This window comes from Saccharopolyspora antibiotica (genome assembly GCF_047200635.1).
Lineage (GTDB): Bacteria > Actinomycetota > Actinomycetes > Mycobacteriales > Pseudonocardiaceae > Saccharopolyspora_C.
In genome coordinates this window covers 147,338-163,266 of sequence record NZ_JBJZOI010000003.1, presented here as the reverse complement: position 1 = coordinate 163,266, position 15,929 = coordinate 147,338, and the positions used below count along the sequence as shown (strand labels likewise).

15 protein-coding genes are annotated in these 15,929 nt (G+C 74.8%); 1 reads left to right on the top strand and 14 read right to left on the bottom strand.

Annotated elements, in window-relative coordinates:
• From ACL03H_RS02920 to hpnC, 6 genes are read right to left on the bottom strand one after another with little or no spacing between them, the layout of a single operon-like run.
• Positions 1–645 carry a nucleoside phosphorylase-I family protein gene (locus ACL03H_RS02920; RefSeq protein ID WP_412809470.1) on the bottom strand — a complete coding sequence of 215 codons (645 nt, stop codon included), beginning with the start codon at positions 643–645 and terminating at the stop codon, positions 1–3.
• Positions 645–2,585 (bottom strand): squalene--hopene cyclase, encoded by a 1,941-nt coding sequence (gene shc, locus ACL03H_RS02915; protein ID WP_412809469.1) that lies wholly within the window; start codon positions 2,583–2,585, stop codon positions 645–647. Before shc ends, ACL03H_RS02920 begins: the two co-directional genes overlap by 1 nt.
• A complete protein-coding gene (locus tag ACL03H_RS02910; RefSeq protein ID WP_412809468.1) occupies positions 2,579–3,589 on the bottom strand; it encodes a polyprenyl synthetase family protein in 1,011 nt (336 codons plus the stop codon). The genes shc and ACL03H_RS02910 overlap by 7 nt, the downstream gene beginning before the upstream one ends.
• Positions 3,586–4,950 carry a hydroxysqualene dehydroxylase HpnE gene (gene hpnE / locus ACL03H_RS02905; protein ID WP_412809467.1) on the bottom strand — a complete coding sequence of 455 codons (1,365 nt, stop codon included), beginning with the start codon at positions 4,948–4,950 and terminating at the stop codon, positions 3,586–3,588. Before hpnE ends, ACL03H_RS02910 begins: the two co-directional genes overlap by 4 nt.
• Positions 4,947–5,813: a presqualene diphosphate synthase HpnD gene (hpnD, locus tag ACL03H_RS02900; RefSeq protein ID WP_412809583.1), complete on the bottom strand. Its 867-nt coding sequence runs from the start codon at positions 5,811–5,813 to the stop codon at positions 4,947–4,949. Before hpnD ends, hpnE begins: the two co-directional genes overlap by 4 nt.
• The gene (hpnC, locus tag ACL03H_RS02895; RefSeq protein ID WP_412809466.1) at positions 5,807–6,712 is read right to left on the bottom strand and encodes a squalene synthase HpnC; all 906 of its coding nucleotides are present in this window, start codon (positions 6,710–6,712) and stop codon (positions 5,807–5,809) included. The genes hpnD and hpnC overlap by 7 nt, the downstream gene beginning before the upstream one ends.
• 475 nt (positions 6,713–7,187) lie before the next feature.
• On the opposite strand from hpnC, the gene ACL03H_RS02890 reads away from it, so the two are divergent.
• The gene (locus ACL03H_RS02890; protein ID WP_412809465.1) at positions 7,188–8,225 is read left to right on the top strand and encodes an aldo/keto reductase; all 1,038 of its coding nucleotides are present in this window, start codon (positions 7,188–7,190) and stop codon (positions 8,223–8,225) included.
• Positions 8,226–8,367: 142 nt separating this feature from the next.
• Here the strand turns inward: ACL03H_RS02890 and ACL03H_RS02885 are convergent, their stop codons facing one another.
• The 8 genes from ACL03H_RS02885 to ACL03H_RS02850 form a co-directional block, all read right to left on the bottom strand.
• Positions 8,368–8,580 carry a hypothetical protein gene (locus ACL03H_RS02885; RefSeq protein ID WP_412809464.1) on the bottom strand — a complete coding sequence of 71 codons (213 nt, stop codon included), beginning with the start codon at positions 8,578–8,580 and terminating at the stop codon, positions 8,368–8,370.
• A 46-nt stretch (positions 8,581–8,626) separates the two neighbouring features.
• Complete coding sequence (locus ACL03H_RS02880) at positions 8,627–8,944, bottom strand: RNA polymerase sigma factor (protein ID WP_412809463.1); 318 nt, start codon at positions 8,942–8,944, stop codon at positions 8,627–8,629.
• 565 nt (positions 8,945–9,509) lie between these two features.
• Positions 9,510–10,553 carry an NAD-dependent formate dehydrogenase gene (locus ACL03H_RS02875; protein WP_412809462.1) on the bottom strand — a complete coding sequence of 348 codons (1,044 nt, stop codon included), beginning with the start codon at positions 10,551–10,553 and terminating at the stop codon, positions 9,510–9,512.
• A gap of 253 nt (positions 10,554–10,806) precedes the next feature.
• On the bottom strand, positions 10,807–11,124 hold the full coding sequence (cutA, locus tag ACL03H_RS02870; RefSeq protein ID WP_412809461.1) for a divalent-cation tolerance protein CutA: 318 nt from the start codon (positions 11,122–11,124) through the stop codon (positions 10,807–10,809).
• 37 nt (positions 11,125–11,161) lie between these two features.
• The gene (locus ACL03H_RS02865) at positions 11,162–12,382 is read right to left on the bottom strand and encodes an AGE family epimerase/isomerase (protein WP_412809460.1); all 1,221 of its coding nucleotides are present in this window, start codon (positions 12,380–12,382) and stop codon (positions 11,162–11,164) included.
• Between the two features lie 358 nt (positions 12,383–12,740).
• Positions 12,741–14,000, bottom strand: coding sequence for an MFS transporter (locus tag ACL03H_RS02860; protein ID WP_412809459.1), 1,260 nt, complete (start codon positions 13,998–14,000; stop codon positions 12,741–12,743).
• Positions 13,997–15,094, bottom strand: coding sequence for a PLP-dependent cysteine synthase family protein (locus ACL03H_RS02855; RefSeq protein WP_412809458.1), 1,098 nt, complete (start codon positions 15,092–15,094; stop codon positions 13,997–13,999). Before ACL03H_RS02855 ends, ACL03H_RS02860 begins: the two co-directional genes overlap by 4 nt.
• The gene (locus tag ACL03H_RS02850) at positions 15,091–15,894 is read right to left on the bottom strand and encodes a Rossmann-like domain-containing protein (RefSeq protein WP_412809457.1); all 804 of its coding nucleotides are present in this window, start codon (positions 15,892–15,894) and stop codon (positions 15,091–15,093) included. The genes ACL03H_RS02855 and ACL03H_RS02850 overlap by 4 nt, the downstream gene beginning before the upstream one ends.
• Between the last annotated feature and the right edge of the window lie 35 nt (positions 15,895–15,929).

Genomic DNA, 15,929 nt, shown 5'->3' with positions numbered 1-15,929 from the left:
CTACCTCCAGCACTTCGACGAGTTGCGGACGGACGGCGAGCGACCCGGACGACATCGTTCCGGGCTGAGCTCGGCCGCCCAGCTGGTCAGGTGCGGGGCGATCGCGCGCAGCCGCAGCAGGGCGCGCGCTCCCCGGTCGGGGGTGCGCGGGTGCACCAGCGGGGCGGCGGCGGTGTCCACCACCACCCGCACCACCGCGCGCAGCCGCCCGGTGGTCGAGCGGGCCAGCGCGATCGACTCCATGTCGACGGCCACCGCGCCCGCCTCGGCCAGCCGGGCGCGTTCCGGACCGCGCACCACGTGGTCGGCGCTGGCGACCGGGCCGAGCAGCACCGGGAACCCCGCTGCCCGCAACCGGGCGGCCAGCCCGGCGGCGCCGGGCAGCGGGACCGCCCCGGCCTCGTCCCGGACCTCCTCGGCGACCACGACGGTCCCGGTCCCGGTGGCCCCGACTCCCCCGCCGAGCCCGGCCACCACCAGCACCCGGTCGCCGAGTTCGACACCGGCTCCCCGGCGCGCGCTGCGCCACGGGCCGAGCCCGGTGCGCAGCACCGACGCCTCCGACGCCCCCCGCAGCGCGGCGGCCTCGCAGCGCAGCGGCGCGCACAGCAGCACCCCCGCGCCGGAACCGGCCAGCGGTTCCATCACCGGTCCGCCGCCACCGCCCGCTCGTAGCGCCCGAGAGCGGTGAGCGGGAAGATCAGCCGGTACAGGTGGTAGTTGATCGAGAAGTCGCCGGGGAACCCGGTGCCGGTGTAGTGCGGCTCGTCCCAGGTCCCGTCCCCGCGCTGGGTGGCGGAGAGGTGTTCGACGCCGTGGCGCACCGCCTCGCTGGTGTGCCTGCCCAGCGCCAGCAGCGCCAGCAGCGCCCAGCCGGTCTGCGAGGCGGTGGAGGTGCCGACGCCGATCCAGCGGGGATCGGTGTAGGAACGCATGTCCTCGCCCCAGCCGCCGTCGGCGTTCTGGTGCTCCTCCAGCCACCGCGCGGCCCGCAGCAGCGCCGGGTGGTCCGTCGGCAGCCCGGCCTCGACCAGCGCGGGCACCGCGGCCCCGGTGCCGTAGACGTGGTTGGCGCCCCAGCGGCCGAACCACGACCCGCCCGGCTCCTGGTTCTCCAGCAGCCACCGCACGCCGGCGCGGACCACGGGGTCGTCCCGGTGCCCCAGCGCCGAGAGCGCCTCCACGGCGTGCGCGGTGACGTCGGCCGAGGGCGGGTCGATGACCTCGCCGAAGTCGCAGAACGGCAGCTTCGTGACCAGCCGCCGGGTGTTGTCGGCGTCGAAGGCCCCCCACCCGCCGTCGCGGGACTGCATTCCGCGCAGCCAGCGCACCCCGCGCTCGACGGCGTCGCGCAGCTCCGCGGGCTTGGTGTGCTCGACCCGGTTGAGCGCGAGGAGCGCGACGGCGGTGTCGTCGACGTCGGGATAGCCGTCGTTCTCGAACTCGAACGCCCACCCGCCCGGCGCGAGCCCGGGCCTGCGCACCGACCAGTCTCCGGTGACCCGCACCTCCTCGCCGAGCAGGTAGTCCGCGGCGCAGCGCAGCGCCGGGTCGTCGGCGGGCAGCCCGGAGTCGCGCAGCGCCTGCACGCTCAGCACGGTGTCCCAGACCGGTGACTGGCAGGCTTCCAGGCGGCGCACCGGGCCGTCCGGGGTGAGCTCGTGGATGAGGAAGCCGTCCAGCCCGGCCAGCCCCTCCCGCAGCACGGGGTGCTCCAGCGGGTAGCCGAGCAGGTGCAGCGCCAGCAGCGAGTACACCCACGGCGGCTGGATGCCGCCCCAGGACCCGTCCGCCTCCTGCCGGGCCACGATCCACTCGGCGGCCCGGCGCATCGCCAGCCTCCGCAGCGAGCGCACCGGGCGGCGCTGGTAGCGGTGGAGGAGGGTGTCGAGGGCGTGGAATCCCCGCTCCCACGGGCCCCCCGGACGCCGCGGACCGCGACCGGTGCGCAGCTCGGCGACGCTCACCCCCAGAGCGCGGCGGGGACGCAGCGTGCACACCACGGTCAGCGGCACCACGGTCTGCCGCGCCCAGCATGCCCAGTCGGCGAGGTTCAGCGGCACCGACCTACCCAGCAGCACCACCTCCGGCGGCATCGCGGGCAGGTCGTCCCAGGACCACTCGCCGAACAGCGCCAGCCAGATGCGGGTGAACACCCGCGTGCCCTCCAGGCCGCCGCGCGCCAGGATCCAGGAGCGGGCGGCGATCATGTGCTCGTCCTCGGGGCCGTCCCCGGCGAGCTTGAGCGCGGTGTAGGCCTCCACCGTCGTCGACAGGTCGCCGGGGCCGCCGTGGAAGGTCGCCCAGGTGCCGTCCTCGCGCTGCTGGGAGCGGATCCAGCGCGCGGCCCGCTCGGTCTCCTGGGGGGTGCGGATCCCGAGGAACTGCCGCATCAGCAGGTCCTCCGCGTCCATCGTCACGTTGGTCCGCAGTTCGCCCTTCCACCAGCCCGCGTCGTCCTGCAGGGACAGCAGGTGCTCCCGGGCCGCCAGCAGCGCGGCGTGCGCTCGCACCCCGCCGCCCACGGGAAGGTCGGGCAAGGTCTGCTGGTCGATCCCGGATCGGATCAGCTGTTCGGTCACCATTTCCTCCGCACGATGAATTCCGCGAGTTCCGTCAGGGCGTCGACCGCGGGCCCCGACCGGCCCCCGGTGCGCAGCTGGGCGAGCGCGGCGTCGAGCCTGCGCTCGCACTCCGCCTCGGCCCAGGCCGCCGAACCGGCCCGGCGCACCAGGTCGGCGGCGAGTTCGGCGCGGTCCCCCACCAGCGGCTCCGGAGCCTGGAGCAGCCCCTGCAACCGCTCCCCCTCCGGGGTCCCGGAGCCGAGGGCGTGCACGACGGGGACGGTCTTCTTCCGAGCCCGCAGGTCCGAGAGCACCGGTTTGCCGGTGGTCCCGGGGTCGCCCCACAGGCCGAGCAGGTCGTCGACGAGCTGGAAGGCCATGCCCAGCTCCACGCCGAAGCCGCGCATCCGCGACACCGCCTCCGCGTCGCCGCCTGCGGCCAGCGCGCCGAGGGCGCAGGCGCAGCCGAGCAGTGCCGCGGTCTTGCCCTCGACCATGCGCAGCGCCTCGTCGAGCTCGACGTCGTGGCGCCGCTCGAACCCGAGGTCGGCGGCCTGCCCGACGATGAGCTGCCCGGTGGCCGCGCCCAGGGTCCGCACCGCTTCGGCGGCGTGCGGGCGGCCGGTCCCCACCAGCACCGTGGTGCCGAGGGCGAGCAGCGCGTCCCCGGCCAGCAGCGCGGCGGGCCTGCCGAACACCGTCCACGCGGTCGGCCGGTGCCGCCGCGAGGTGTCGTCGTCCATCAGGTCGTCGTGCAGCAGCGAGAAGTTGTGCACCAGCTCGACGGCCGCCGCCTCCGCCTGCGGGGCTGGCCCGTCGGCGACGGCCTGCGCGGTGAGCAGCACCAGAGCGGGCCGCAGCGCCTTGCCGGTGCGGCCGTCCGGGCTGCCGTCCGCGTGCACCCAGCCGAAGTGGTACTCGCAGACGCGGCGGGTGTGCTCGTCGAGCTCCCCGACCGCGGCCCGCAACGCCGGTTCCACCTGGCGGCGCGCGGTGATGAGCGCGTGGGGCACGGCAATGGTCATCGAGACACCTCCACGCCCGGCTGCCGGGCGTCGCCGGTGGCCGCCCGCACTACGCGCGCGGCCCGTTCTCCGCTGCGCACAGCGCCTTCGAGGGTGTCGGGCCACCCAGTAGCGGTCCACGCGCCCGCCAGCACCAGCCCGGGCAGCCCCGTCGAGGGGGCGGGACGCAGCGCGCCCGTGCCGGGCGCCTGGGCGAAGGTGGCCCGCGGTTCGCGGGTGACGAAGAAGTCCAGCACCTCGGCGTGCCCGGCCCCGGGCAGCAGGCGCCGCAGCGCGGGCAGGAACAACTCCCGCAGCTGCTCGGTGCGCCGGTGCAGGTAGGGCTGCGCGGCCGACAAGGAGATCGCCAGGTACTGACCGCGGCGCGCGCCCGCGATCCCGGTGCGGTCGAACAGCCACTGCACCGGCGAGTCCAGCACCGCGGCCAGCGGCTCGGGCAGCACCCGCCGGTCGTAGTGCACGTGCACGTTGACGATGGGTGATGCCCCGAGGCCCGCCCAGTTCACCGGTTTCGGCAGCGGGAGGGCACCGAGCAGCGCGGCGGCCTGCGGGTGCGGGACGGCCAGCACCACCGCGTCGGCGGCGAGCACCTCGGTGCCGCCGCGAGCGCGCACGGCGACCCGCCAACCGAGCTCGTCGCGGTCCAGCGCGGCGGCCTTCGCGCTGGTGAGCACCCGCACCCCGGCGGTGCGCAGCGCCCGGCGCGCGGCCTCGTCGTGCAGGTGCCCGAGCGGGCGGCTCGGGAGGCCGATGTCGGCGGCGTCGGTGCCGTCGAGCACTCCGGTGCGCATCACCCGCACCGCCAGCGCCAGCGAGGAGCGGTCCGGCTGCGCGTTGAGCGCGGCCACCGACAGCAGGCCCCACAGCGCGTCCACCGCCTGCGCCGACTCGCCGCGCGAGCGCAGCCAGGCGCCGAAGCTGAGCTCGTCGAGCGCCGGGTCCGCCGGGTCCAGCGCGCGCAGCGCCAGGGCGGTGCGCGCGGCTCGGATCCGCTGCGCCCAGCCGAGCTCGCGGTAGCCCAGCAGCGCCGGGGCGAGGTGCAGCGGGGCCGGGGCCTGCCAGCGCCGCAGCACTGACCCCCGCCCGCCGGGGCGCAGCACCGGAATCCGCATCCGCGGCTGCATCCGGACGGCGTCGGCGACGCCGAGCCTGCGCAGCAGGGAGCGGTAGCCGGTGTAGCAGCGCAGCAGCACGTGCTGGCCGGTGTCCACGACGAGCTCTCCCCGCCGGAAGGACCCGGCGGCCCCGCCGAGCCGGGGCCGCGCTTCCAGCAGGGTCACCTCCAGGCCCCGGTCGGCGCAGCGCAGCGCGGCGGTGACTCCGGCCAGGCCACCACCGACGATGAGCACCGAGGGGCTCACGGGACGATCCCCGCCAGCGAGCGCGCCGCGACGCTCGCCTTGCGCCACGGGGGCAGCGAGGTGCGCTGCCGCATCGCGCGGGCCGGTGCGCTGGCGATGGCGTGCAGCACCTCGTGGTAGATCCCGGCCATCGACGCGCAGCAGGCGCGGCTGCGCCGGTCCAGCATCGGCAGCAGCGCGAACCCCTCCCGGTACCACTGCTCGGCCCTGGCCGCTTCGAACCGGACCAGCCGCGCGAGCCCGTCGGCATCGCGCGGTGTCGGACCGGGCTGGCCGGGCACGAGGTGCACGCCGAACCGCCGGAGGTCCTCGGCGGGCAGGTAGACGCGCCCGTCGCGGTGGTCCTCGCGGACGTCGCGCAGGATGTTGGTCAGCTGCAGCGCGACCCCGAGCGAGTCAGCGCGGCGCTCGGCCGCCGCCCGGTGCGCTGTGCCGAAGACGCCCAGCGACAGCCGCCCGATGGAACCGGCCACGCAACGGCAGTAGTGCAGCAGCTCGGCGAAGGTGGCGTACTCGGTGCCGCGCACGTCGGCCTCGCAGCCGTCGATCAGCTCGTCGAACGCCGGCATCGGCAGCGCGAGCCGGGATTCGGCGTCGGCGAGGGCCACGAGCACCGGGTCCGCCGAGCGGGGGCTCGCCGCGTGCAGCTCCGCGCGGGCCTCGGCCAGCAGCCGGAGCTTCTCCGGGACGGGCAGTTCGCCGTCGCCGATGTCGTCGATGCGGCGGGCGAAGGCGTAGACGGCCGAGAGCGCGCGGCGCTTCGGTCCGGGCAGCAGTCGGATGCCGTAGGAGAAGTTGCGGGCCCGGTCGCGGGTGATCCGCTCGCACTCGCGGTAGGCCTCGCGCAGCGACGTGGTCACCAGGCACCTCCGGAGACGAGCAGCCGCGCCCACCCGGCGGCGATCCGGGCGCGGTCCGGGCTCACCTCGTGGCGGACCGGGTCGAACCCGGCGGTGACGAAGGCGTGCGCGGTGGCCCGGCCCCCGGCGACGTAACCGGCGACGGCCAGCCGCGCGGTTCCGGGCAGACGGCCGACCAGGTGCGCACCGGAGTCGAGCAGGCGCAGCGCCCGCACCACCTGGAACCGCAGCAGAGCGCGCCAGTGGGCGGGTGCGCTGCCGGATTCCAGCTCGGCGAGGTGGCAACCGTAGTGGCGCAGATCGGTCTCGGGCAGGTACACCCGCCCCTGCCGGTGGTCTTCGAGCACGTCCTGGCAGTGTTCGAGGATCTGCAGCGCGGTGCACACCCGGTCCGACAGCGCGATCAGCTCCGGACGGGCCTGGCCGAACACGCGCAGCACGCACTCGCCGACGGGGTTCGCCGACAGCGCGCAGTAGTCCAGCAGCTCGCCGAAGGTCCGGTAGCGGTGCACGTGCTGGTCCCGCCGGTTCGCGTCGATCAGGCGCACCAGCAGCTCCCGGGGCAGCCCGCACTCGTGGATGGTGGGCACCAGGGCCCGCACCAGCGGCAGCCGCGGGGTTCCCCGGTAGGCGTGGCCGAGGTCAGCCTCCAGGTGGTCGAGCAGGACCTCCCGGTTCCCGGGGGCCTCGTCGCCCGCGTAGTCGACCAACCGGAAGTAGCCGTAGAGCGCCATCAGGTGCCTGCGCGAGGCGTGGGGCAGGACGCGCGCGGCCACGGGGAAGTTCTCCCCGCCCGCCCGCGCGAGCACGGTCGCGCTGTCGGGAAGCTGCGCCGCGAAGTCCGGCGGCTGCGCGGTCGCGCGCTCGCGGGCCGGACGCCCGCGAGCCCTCAGAATGTCCACAGTGTCCCCCTCACCCGCCTACGACCAGGGGTGGTCGAGTCAGCGTAGGGCTGCCTCGGCCGGCGTTGCAGGCCGAGCGCTCCCCTTTCGTGTGGTGAAGGGTTTTCGGATTCTCCGCTGGTCCACTGTGGATTCGAACGTGATGGCGGCGGGACCGCCGCGCCCCGGAGAGCGGCACCACCGCCCGGCTCGCGGGTGGCCACCGCGACGCCGGGGGCGCGCCGGACGCGCGAACTCCCACTCCGCCGTCACCGGTAGTCACCTCGGCCAGGCCGGCGACACCGGCGTCCCCGCGACCGAGGGATGCGGGACGCCGCTCTCCCGTAACGCGAACACCGGGTTCCCCGCCCGGAAGGCTGAACCCCGCGCCCGGCGGGTGCCACATTCCCCCTTGCGGGAACACCTGGTCCGTGGTGATCGTTGTCGGCGGGGGCCCGGTTCCGGGCTCCCGCGCACGCCGACAGGAGGAACAACAGTGGAGTACCGCCAGCTGGGACGATCCGGACTGCGTGTTTCGACGTTGACCTTGGGGACGATGACCTTCGGCGGCGAAGGGCGGTTCGCCAAGTTGGGCAACACCGATGTCGAGGGCGCGCGGCGCCAGATCGACATGTGCCTGGACGCCGGCGTGAACCTCATCGACACGGCCAACATGTACTCGGCCGGGCTCTCCGAGCAGATCGTCGGCCAGGCCGTCGCGGGCAAGCGCGACGACGTGCTGATCTCCACCAAGGTCCGCATGGTCATGGGCGACGGGCCGAACGACGCCGGCCTCTCCCGCCACCACATCATCGCGCAGGCCGAGGCCAGCCTCCGCAGGCTCGACACCGACCACATCGACCTCTACCACGTGCACGAGTGGGACGGGCAGACTCCGCTGGAGGAGACGCTCGAAGCGCTCGACACCCTGGTGCGCTCGGGCAAGGTCCGCTACCTGGGCGTGTCCAACTACGCGGGCTGGCAGCTGGTGAAGGCGCTGAGCACCGCCGATCGGCTCGGTTACCAGCGGTTCGTGGCGAACCAGATCTACTACTCGCTGGAGAGCCGCGACGCCGAGTACGAACTCATCCCCGCCTCGCTGGACCAGGGCCTCGGCGTGCTGGTGTGGAGCCCGCTGGCCGGCGGGCTGCTGTCGGGCAAGTACCGGCGCGGCCAGCAGGCCACCTCCGGCAGGCACCTGGAGGACTGGAACGAGCCGCCGGTCCGCGACGCCGAGAAGCTCTACGACACCATCGAGGCCGTCGTGGACGTCGCCACCGCGCGCGGCGTCTCGCCCGCGCAGATCGCGCTGGCCTACCTGTTGCGCAAGCCGGGGGTGACCTCGCTGGTGATCGGCGCGCGCAAGGACGAACAGCTGGCCGACAACCTCGGTGCCGCCGAGATCGAGCTCACCGACGAGGAGTTCGAGCGGCTGGAGAAGGTCAGCGCGCCGTGGATGATCTACCCGCACTGGCACCAGGCGCTCAGCGCCTCCGAGCGGTTCGGCGCCCCGGACCGCGCCCTGCACGGCTGATCCCCGTCCGCGGCGGCGCCGATCGTCGATCGGGCGTCCGGTCGGAGCGACCGGCGCCGCCGCGGGACCCGGCCGAAGGAGCAAGCGCGGCGCGGGCCGCCGAAGCCCCGCCACTCGCCGGGCGCGAGCCGGGCGGCATCCCTCAGGCCGGAACGCGGCCCAGGAGTCCGCCGCCAGCAGGACGGCGAGCCTGCGCACCCGCGGTACTGGAGACCGCGGACGGCGGCGCCAGCGCGCCCCTCCGCGCCACGCTCAGGCCCGCCGCGAACCGCAGCACCAGGCACCGGCGCTGGTCCGGGCTCGGGTCGCCGGCGCGCGACCGCAGCCGGTCGTCCAGCAGCCGGTCCTCGATCACCTCCGCGCCGACTTGACGTGGTCGAGCAGCAGGTGCCGGGCGGTGGTCACGGACCACGCCCCCGGATCGTCCCCGCCCCGCCCCGTTGCACCGCGCCGATGCCGTGCAGCGCCCGCGCGAACGTCTCGTGGACCAGGTCCTCGACGGTGCCGAGGTCCGCGAGCCGGGAACGCAGGAATCCGGCGACCTGGGCCCGGTACCGCACGTGGAGGTGCCCGCACGCCCGGCTGTCGCCGCGCTGCGCCAGTTCCACCAGCTCCCAGGCGGCCTCGCCGGAGATCACCTCCGGCGCGGCCGCCCCCGCGTTCACCGCACCCGCCCGAGCAGCGCGCCGCGCGCGGAACCGGCCGCTCCCGGTGCTCACCGTCGGCGCCCGCCGGTTCGCCACCGGTCCCGCGCAGCGGTGAGCACCGCGAACGGCGCGCACCGCGACGCCCGGGACGGCGCGCCGATCTCCCCCGGCGGGCGCGGAACCCGAAGCGCTCCAGGACGTCCGTCCCCACCGCGGAGCGCACCGCCTGGATCAGCGCGCCGGTTCCGGCCGCGACGAGCCCGGGGAGGTGACCGGCCCGGTGGCAGGCCACCGGGGCTGCTCGGGATGCCTGCCACGTCGTCCACCCCGCGCCTACGCGATCGACGGGGTGATCCCGGGAACGGTCCGCGCCGGGCTCGTCGACGGCGACGTGCCCGCCGAGTTCGAGGACGCTCTTCCCTTCGGTGGAAGGGAAAACTCCAGGCGTTCCGGGTTCAGCGGGCGGCGCTACCGGGGCGACGGGGGCATCGTCCGCGGCATCGCCGGAGGCGTGCGGATCCGGCACGACCACGGCACACCGGCGACCGCCGCGCACCGATCTCGGCCATCGCGGCGGAACTGGTCGGCGGGCGCGGAGACCACGGGGTCGAGCTGGCACCGCCGTGCGACGCCTCGATCACGCTCCGCCGCCGCGCTCAGCCGGGGCCGCGACCACGTAGTCCTCGCGCAGCGGTTCCCCCGCCAGGAAGCGGCGCACCGAATCGCGGATGCCGGCGGCGTAGCGCTGCTGCGCCTCCAGGCTCGTCCCCGACACGTGCGGCGTCATCGCGTGCCGCGGCATCGTCCGCCACGGGTGGTCGGCGGGGGCGGGCTGCGGGTACCAGACGTCCCCGGCGTACCCACCGAGGTGATCGTCCTCCAGCGCCCGCACCAGCGCGTCGGTGTCCACGATCTGCCCGCGCGCGATGTTCACCAGCCACGCCCCCGGCTTCATGGCGCGCAGCCGCTCGTCGCCGAACAGCCCCTTCGTCTCCGGGGTCAGCGGGCAGGACAGCACGATCGCGTCGGACTCCGCGACCAGGTCGTCCAGGTGCTTGAACCGCGCGCCGAACACCGCCTCCTCGGTGCTGCCGCGGCGGTGCCTGGTGCTGTAACCGACGCGCACGTCGAATCCCTTGAGGCGCAGCGCGATCCGCTGCCCGATCTGGCCCATGCCGACGATGCCGATCGTCTTGTCCTCCAGGTCGTGCGCACGAGCGGCGATCTCGGCGATGTCCCAGCGCCCGTCCACGACCTGCTGGTGCGCGGGGACGAAGTCGCGCACCAGGGCCAGCAGTTGCAGCACCGCGTGCTCGGCCACGCTGACCACGTTGCTGCCGGTGATCTCGGCGACGGTGATGCCGAGCTCGGCGGCCGCTTCGGCGTCGACGTGGTCGGAACCGACCCCGGCGGTGAGGAGCAGCTTCAGCCGCTCGGCGCGGCGCAGGTGCTCGGCGGACAGGTAGGTGGGCCAGAACGGGGTCGTGATGAACACGTCCGCGTCGGGCAGGTGCTCCCGCAGCGCCTCGTCCCGATCGCTGAGCGAGACGAGTTCGTGCCCCTCGGAGCCCAGTTCTCCGGCCAGGCCCAGCGCCCCTTCGACGCTGCCGAGCAGTTCCAGGCCGGAATGGTCGGGGCTCCGCTCGGCGGGCCCCGGGTACAGGACAGCGACGATCTTCACGGTCGCCTCCTCCGGTGTCGGCGTCATCGCCGTTCCCGGCTACCCCGCGACCGGGATCAACACGGGTCCTCCCCTGCGTTGCGCACCGCTGGTGCGGTTCCGTCGCCCGATACCGGCTCGAAGGGATTAATTTCAGTTAACACTGAAGCAATTTGCTCGATCGACGCAACAGCGCGCGCGGAGGCGGCCCGAGGTGATGCGGAAGCTCGTCTCGCCGTTCCCGCCGGTCAGTCGGCGCGGAAGCGCGTGCGCGTCAGGCGCGGGTCTCCTCGTCCAGCCAGGCGAGGTACTGATCGTGGCCGGCGACGACGGGAAGCACGATGATCTCGGGCACCTCGTAGGAATGGTGCTGCCGCAGGTGCTCGATCAGGAAGTCGGCCCGCGCCGCGGTGGTCTTGATCTGGACCTGCCACTCGGGGTCGTCCCGCACCTGGCCCTCCCAGCGGTAGAAGCTGCGGATCGGCACCACCTGCGCGCACGCTCCCCCGCGCGCCGCCACGACTCCCCTGGCCAGTTCGGCCGCGGCCTCTTCGGAATCCGTCGTCGTCACGACCTGCACGTAGTCAGCCATGCCGGGCAGCGTAGCCACCGCCCGGCACGACCGGAGATCACCGGCCCCGGGTGACCGCCCCGATGAAGGACGCCGCCGGGGGCAGTTGCGGCAGCAGGGTGGCCTGGTAGGCGTGGTACAGGTCGGGCTTGCCCTCCCAGACGGTCGCGGCGGGCTCGTTGCGCTCGTCGAGCTCGTGGTGCCAGGAGCCGAGTTCGCGATCCACGAAGAAGCGGTCGGCGTGCTCGGCCCAGGTGGCGAACCAGCGGGCGTACTGCTGCTCGCCGGTCTCCTGGTGCAGCGCCCACGCGGTCGCCATCGATTCCGCGATGACCCAGTGCAGCCGGTTGCGGACCACGGGGGTGCCCTCGAAGTCGGTGGTGTAGACGAACCCGTCCGCACCGTCCGCGCTCCAGCCGTCGCGGACCGCGGTGGCGAACAGCTCCCGGGCGTCGTCCAGCAGCCAGCCGGGGGCCTCCGAGCCGAGCGCGTGCCGGACGTGCAGGGCGAGCCGGGACCACTCCAGCAGGTGCCCGATGGTCACCCCGTACGGCCGGAACTGGTCGGAGGGCTTGTCGCGGTTGTACTCCAGCAGCACGTTCCACCCGGAGTCGAAGTGCTCGGGCAGCCGCCAGCCGTGCTCCCGCGCGAATCCGTGCACGACGGTGCGCACGATGCGGGCCGCGCGGTCGGACCAGGTGCGATCACCCGTGACGTCGGCGGCGGCCAGCAGGGCCTCCACGGTGTGCATGTTGGCGTTGACGCCCCGGTAGGGGTCGAGCTCGGTCCACGCGCGGTTCCAGGAGTCCGCCACGAGGCCGAAGTCGTCCTCCCAGAAGCGGGTGTCGAACACCGACAGCGCCTCGTCCAGCAGCTCCCGCCCGCCCTCGGCGCCGACGGCCGCGGCGCTGGCGGCGGCCAGCAGCACGAAGGCGTGCTCGTAGGCGCCCTTGTGTTCGGCGACCGGCCCGGCGGCGGTCGCCGACGCGAACCAGCCGCCGTGCTCGTCGTCGTGCAGCAGCCCCCGCAGCGCGTCCACCCCGCGCCGCACGCCGGAGAGCAGCTCGTCCCGCCCGTCGCGGGCCGCGGCGAGCGCGAAGACGTGCGTGGTCCGGCAGGTGATCCAGGTCTCCACCGGCCGCTCCGGGACGGGCGCGCCCGCGGAGTCGAGCCAGGCGAACCCGCCATCGGGGTGGGCGGCGGCCTCGGCGAACGCGAGTACCCGGCCCGGCTCGGCGCGCACCCAGTCCGGCACGAACGCCTGCGATTGCTCAGTCACGAGGCCTACCTCTCCGACGATCCGGGCGCGCGGCCCTCCTGCGATCCGGCCGCACCCGGGGTGCCGGAGCGGTCGGCGGTCCGGTCGACCAGCTTCGCACAGGAGATCAACGCGGCACCACGCACCTGGGCCCCGGCAGGCCACCCACCTGGGGATCCGCAGTGGACGCAGGAGCGCGCGACGTCCGCCGTCCGGTCCACCGCTGGCGCACCGCTCGGCAGCTACCGGGGCGTCACCGCCCGCACGTCGGGCGCTACCGCACCCTCCTGGCGCCCCGGGTCTCGTGCCGCCCGGAGGCGGCCGGACAGCGGAGCGGAGCGCCCCGCCCGCTCCCGCGGGCCGGAGGAGCGCCCCCGGCTCAGGCCACCGCCGTTTCGGGGGCGCGCCCCAGGGCGCCACGACGTTCCAGGACCCAGGTGCCCGCGCTGCCCGCGAGGCCGACCAGCAGCAGCGCCGCCCACGGCAGCCAGCGCGCTCCGGGCTCGGGGAAGGCCTCCAGCAGCGCACCGGCCAACCAGCTCACCCCGGCGGCGACCAAGCTCGACACCAGGTAGTAGAACCCGTAGTAGGTGCCCGCCAGCCGCTCGCTGCCGATCTCGGGCAGCAGCTCCATCGCGAACGGGTTCGTCATGGCCTGACCGACGGTGAACAGCACCACCGAGACCACCACCGGCGCGAACGCCAGCACCACGCCCGCGGGCCCCTCCCAGGGCAGCAGCTCCGGCAGGGCGGGCGCAGCCAGCAGCACCGGCAGGAACGAGCCGCCCATGCACAGCAGGCCGAGGACGATCGACCGGCCCGAGCTCCAGCGGCGACGGCACCACTCGGTGATCCGGACCTGGCCGAACACCCCGATCACCGTCGACACGCCGAACACCAGCGCGATCGACCAGGCCGCTCCCGACACGCGCTGCGCCTCCAGCGGCAGCATCAGGTAGAGCTGGTTGTAGAGCGCGAAGTACGCCGACAGCGAGAGCGTGAACCCGAGGAAGCGCCGGTTGGACACGACTTCCCGCCAGCTGCCCAGCACGCTCTGCCGCTGCGCCTCGACCGCGCGGTGCGGCAGCACGCACAGCTGCGCGACCGTGAGCGCCGCGAACGCCGCGCAGGCGACCAGCGCGATCAGCCGGAAGTCCACCGCCAGCAGCACCGCCCCCAGCAGGGGCCCCACCAGGGTGCCCGCGTGCTGGAAGACGTTGAACACGGCGAAGACCTCCGCGCGCCGCTCCCCCGCCTCGTGCATCAGGTAGGTGCGCACCGCCGGGTTGAACAGCGCGCCCGCCAGCCCGGTGAGGATCGCGGCGGCGAACACGCCGGGCAGCGAGGTGAACGCGGCGAACAGGCCGAAGGAGACGACCCGCAGCGCGCAGCCCACGATGATCATCGGGCGGCAGCCGAGCCGGTCCGCGGCGGTGCCGCCCAGGAGGAACATGCCCTGCTGGCTCAGGTTCCGGACCCCGAGCACCAACCCGACCACGGCGGCGCCGTAACCCAGGTTCCCGCTCAGGTACGCGGCCAGGAACGGCATCAGCATGTAGAAGCCCACGTTGATGCCGAACTGGTTGATCACCAGCAGCTTGGCCGCCGGGGACAGCCCGGCGAAGGCGGCGCGGTTCACGGCCGCACCTCGCAGACCGGGCAACCCGCGGAACCGGCGGCGCGGTGGGCGCAGGGATCGACCACCTTGCGCGACCTCCGCCAGCTCGTCGCGCTGTCGACCTCGTCCGGCACACCGTCCACTTCGGAGGGTTCGGAGACCGGATCCGGCAACCCCGCGCGGAACTCCGCGTCGTAGATCGTCCGCCAGTAGCGGTGCGGGCCGTCCGGGAACACCGCCGCCACCCGGTCCGAGCCCAGCTCGCGCGCGCACCAGGAGGCGACCAGCGCCACCGCGCCGGTGCTCCACCCCCCGGTGACGAACGCGCCGGAGGCCAGCCGCAGGCAGGCCGCGGCGGATTCGGCGGCGCCGAGCCAGTGCACCTCGTCGAACGCGTCGTAGTCCACGTTGCCCGGGTGGATGCTGCTGCCGAGGCCGCGCATCAGGCGCGGCACCGCCGGATCCCCGAACACCGCCGAGCCGGCCGCGTCCACCCCGACCAGCCGGACCCGGGGGCGGCGGCGCCGCAGCACCTGCGCGATGCCCGCGCTGTGCCCGCCGGTGCCGACGCCGCACACCACCACCTCGACGTCCGGCAGCTGGTCGAGCAGCTCGTGCCCGAGCTCGCGGTAACCCACGACGTTGTCCGGGTTGCCGTACTGATCCGGCCAGTACGCCCCGGGCAGCTCGGCCATCAGCTCCCGCACCCGCTCCAGCCGGGCCCGCTGCCAGCCGCCCACCGGGTGCGGCTCGCGCACCAGCTCGACCCGCACCCCGTGCGCGGCGAGCAGGGCGCGGGTCAGCTCGTCGAGCTCCGCGTCGGCGACCACCACCACCGGATGCCCCCAGGCCGCCCCGACGAAGGCGAGACCGAGCCCGAGGGTGCCGCTGGTGGACTCGATCACCGTCCCTCCGGGGCGCAGCTCACCCCGCGCGCGGGCCCCCGCGAGCATCGCCCGCGCCGCCCGCGCCTTCATCCCGCCGGGAGCGACGCCCTCCAGCTTCGCCCAGAAGCCCGGGTGGGGCCCGGACATCGGCACGCCGATGCGGACCATCGGGGTGCCGCCGATCAGGTCCAGGACCGAACCGCACCGGTCGGGTGCCCGGCCCGTCACGACGTGACCTCGGGGCGGGCGGCCTCGTAGGTGTGGATCGGGGTCGGCTCCCCGGAGAGCCAGAAGAACGGGTACGGCTCCGCCGAGAGCGCCTGCACCGGGCCGCCCAGCAGCTCGCGCAGCACCGCCGGACCGGTCTGGGCGAACATGGTCAGCGGCAGGCCGCGCCGCGCGCAGGTCGCCGCGATCTCGTCGAAGGTGCCGTTGCCCAGCACCATGCCGGAAGCCAACACCGCGTCCGCTCCCGCGATCGCCTCCGCGTGCTCGGTGAGCACCGGCTCGCCCCACTCGGTGCGGCCGCCCTTGAGGTCGCAGGGCAGGTAGTCCAGGCCGCGCTCGCGCAACGCCGCGAGCAACGAGTTGACCACGCCGATCACCGCGACCCGACCGCCTTCCGGAACCCGGGTGATCGCGGCGACGGCGCGCGCCCGCGCCATCGACTTCACCAGCGAATCCCCCGCCGGGACCACGACCCGCCGCGCGAGCGGGTGCTCCGCGTGCGGGCGGGCGGCCGCGAGGAAGGCGTCCAGCGCGGCCACCCGGACCGGCGGCAGCGGATGCCGCAACAGCTCCGCGACGCGGCGGCCCGCGCAGTCGCGCGCGGTCTCCTCGTCGACCGCGCCCGGCTCGACCGCGCAGGATCCGACCGCGGCGCCGACCCGGACGCTCAGCACCGCGTTGGTGTAACCGGTCCCCCGCCCGGGATGCCGGGCGGCCTGCACGGTGAGGAAGGCGACCGCCACCGACCGGAGCGCCGGATCCTCCCCGGTGAGCTCGCCGGACAGCGCGGCGGCGATCAATCTGTCTGAAGTGGACTCTGCTGCGGCGTGTTGTG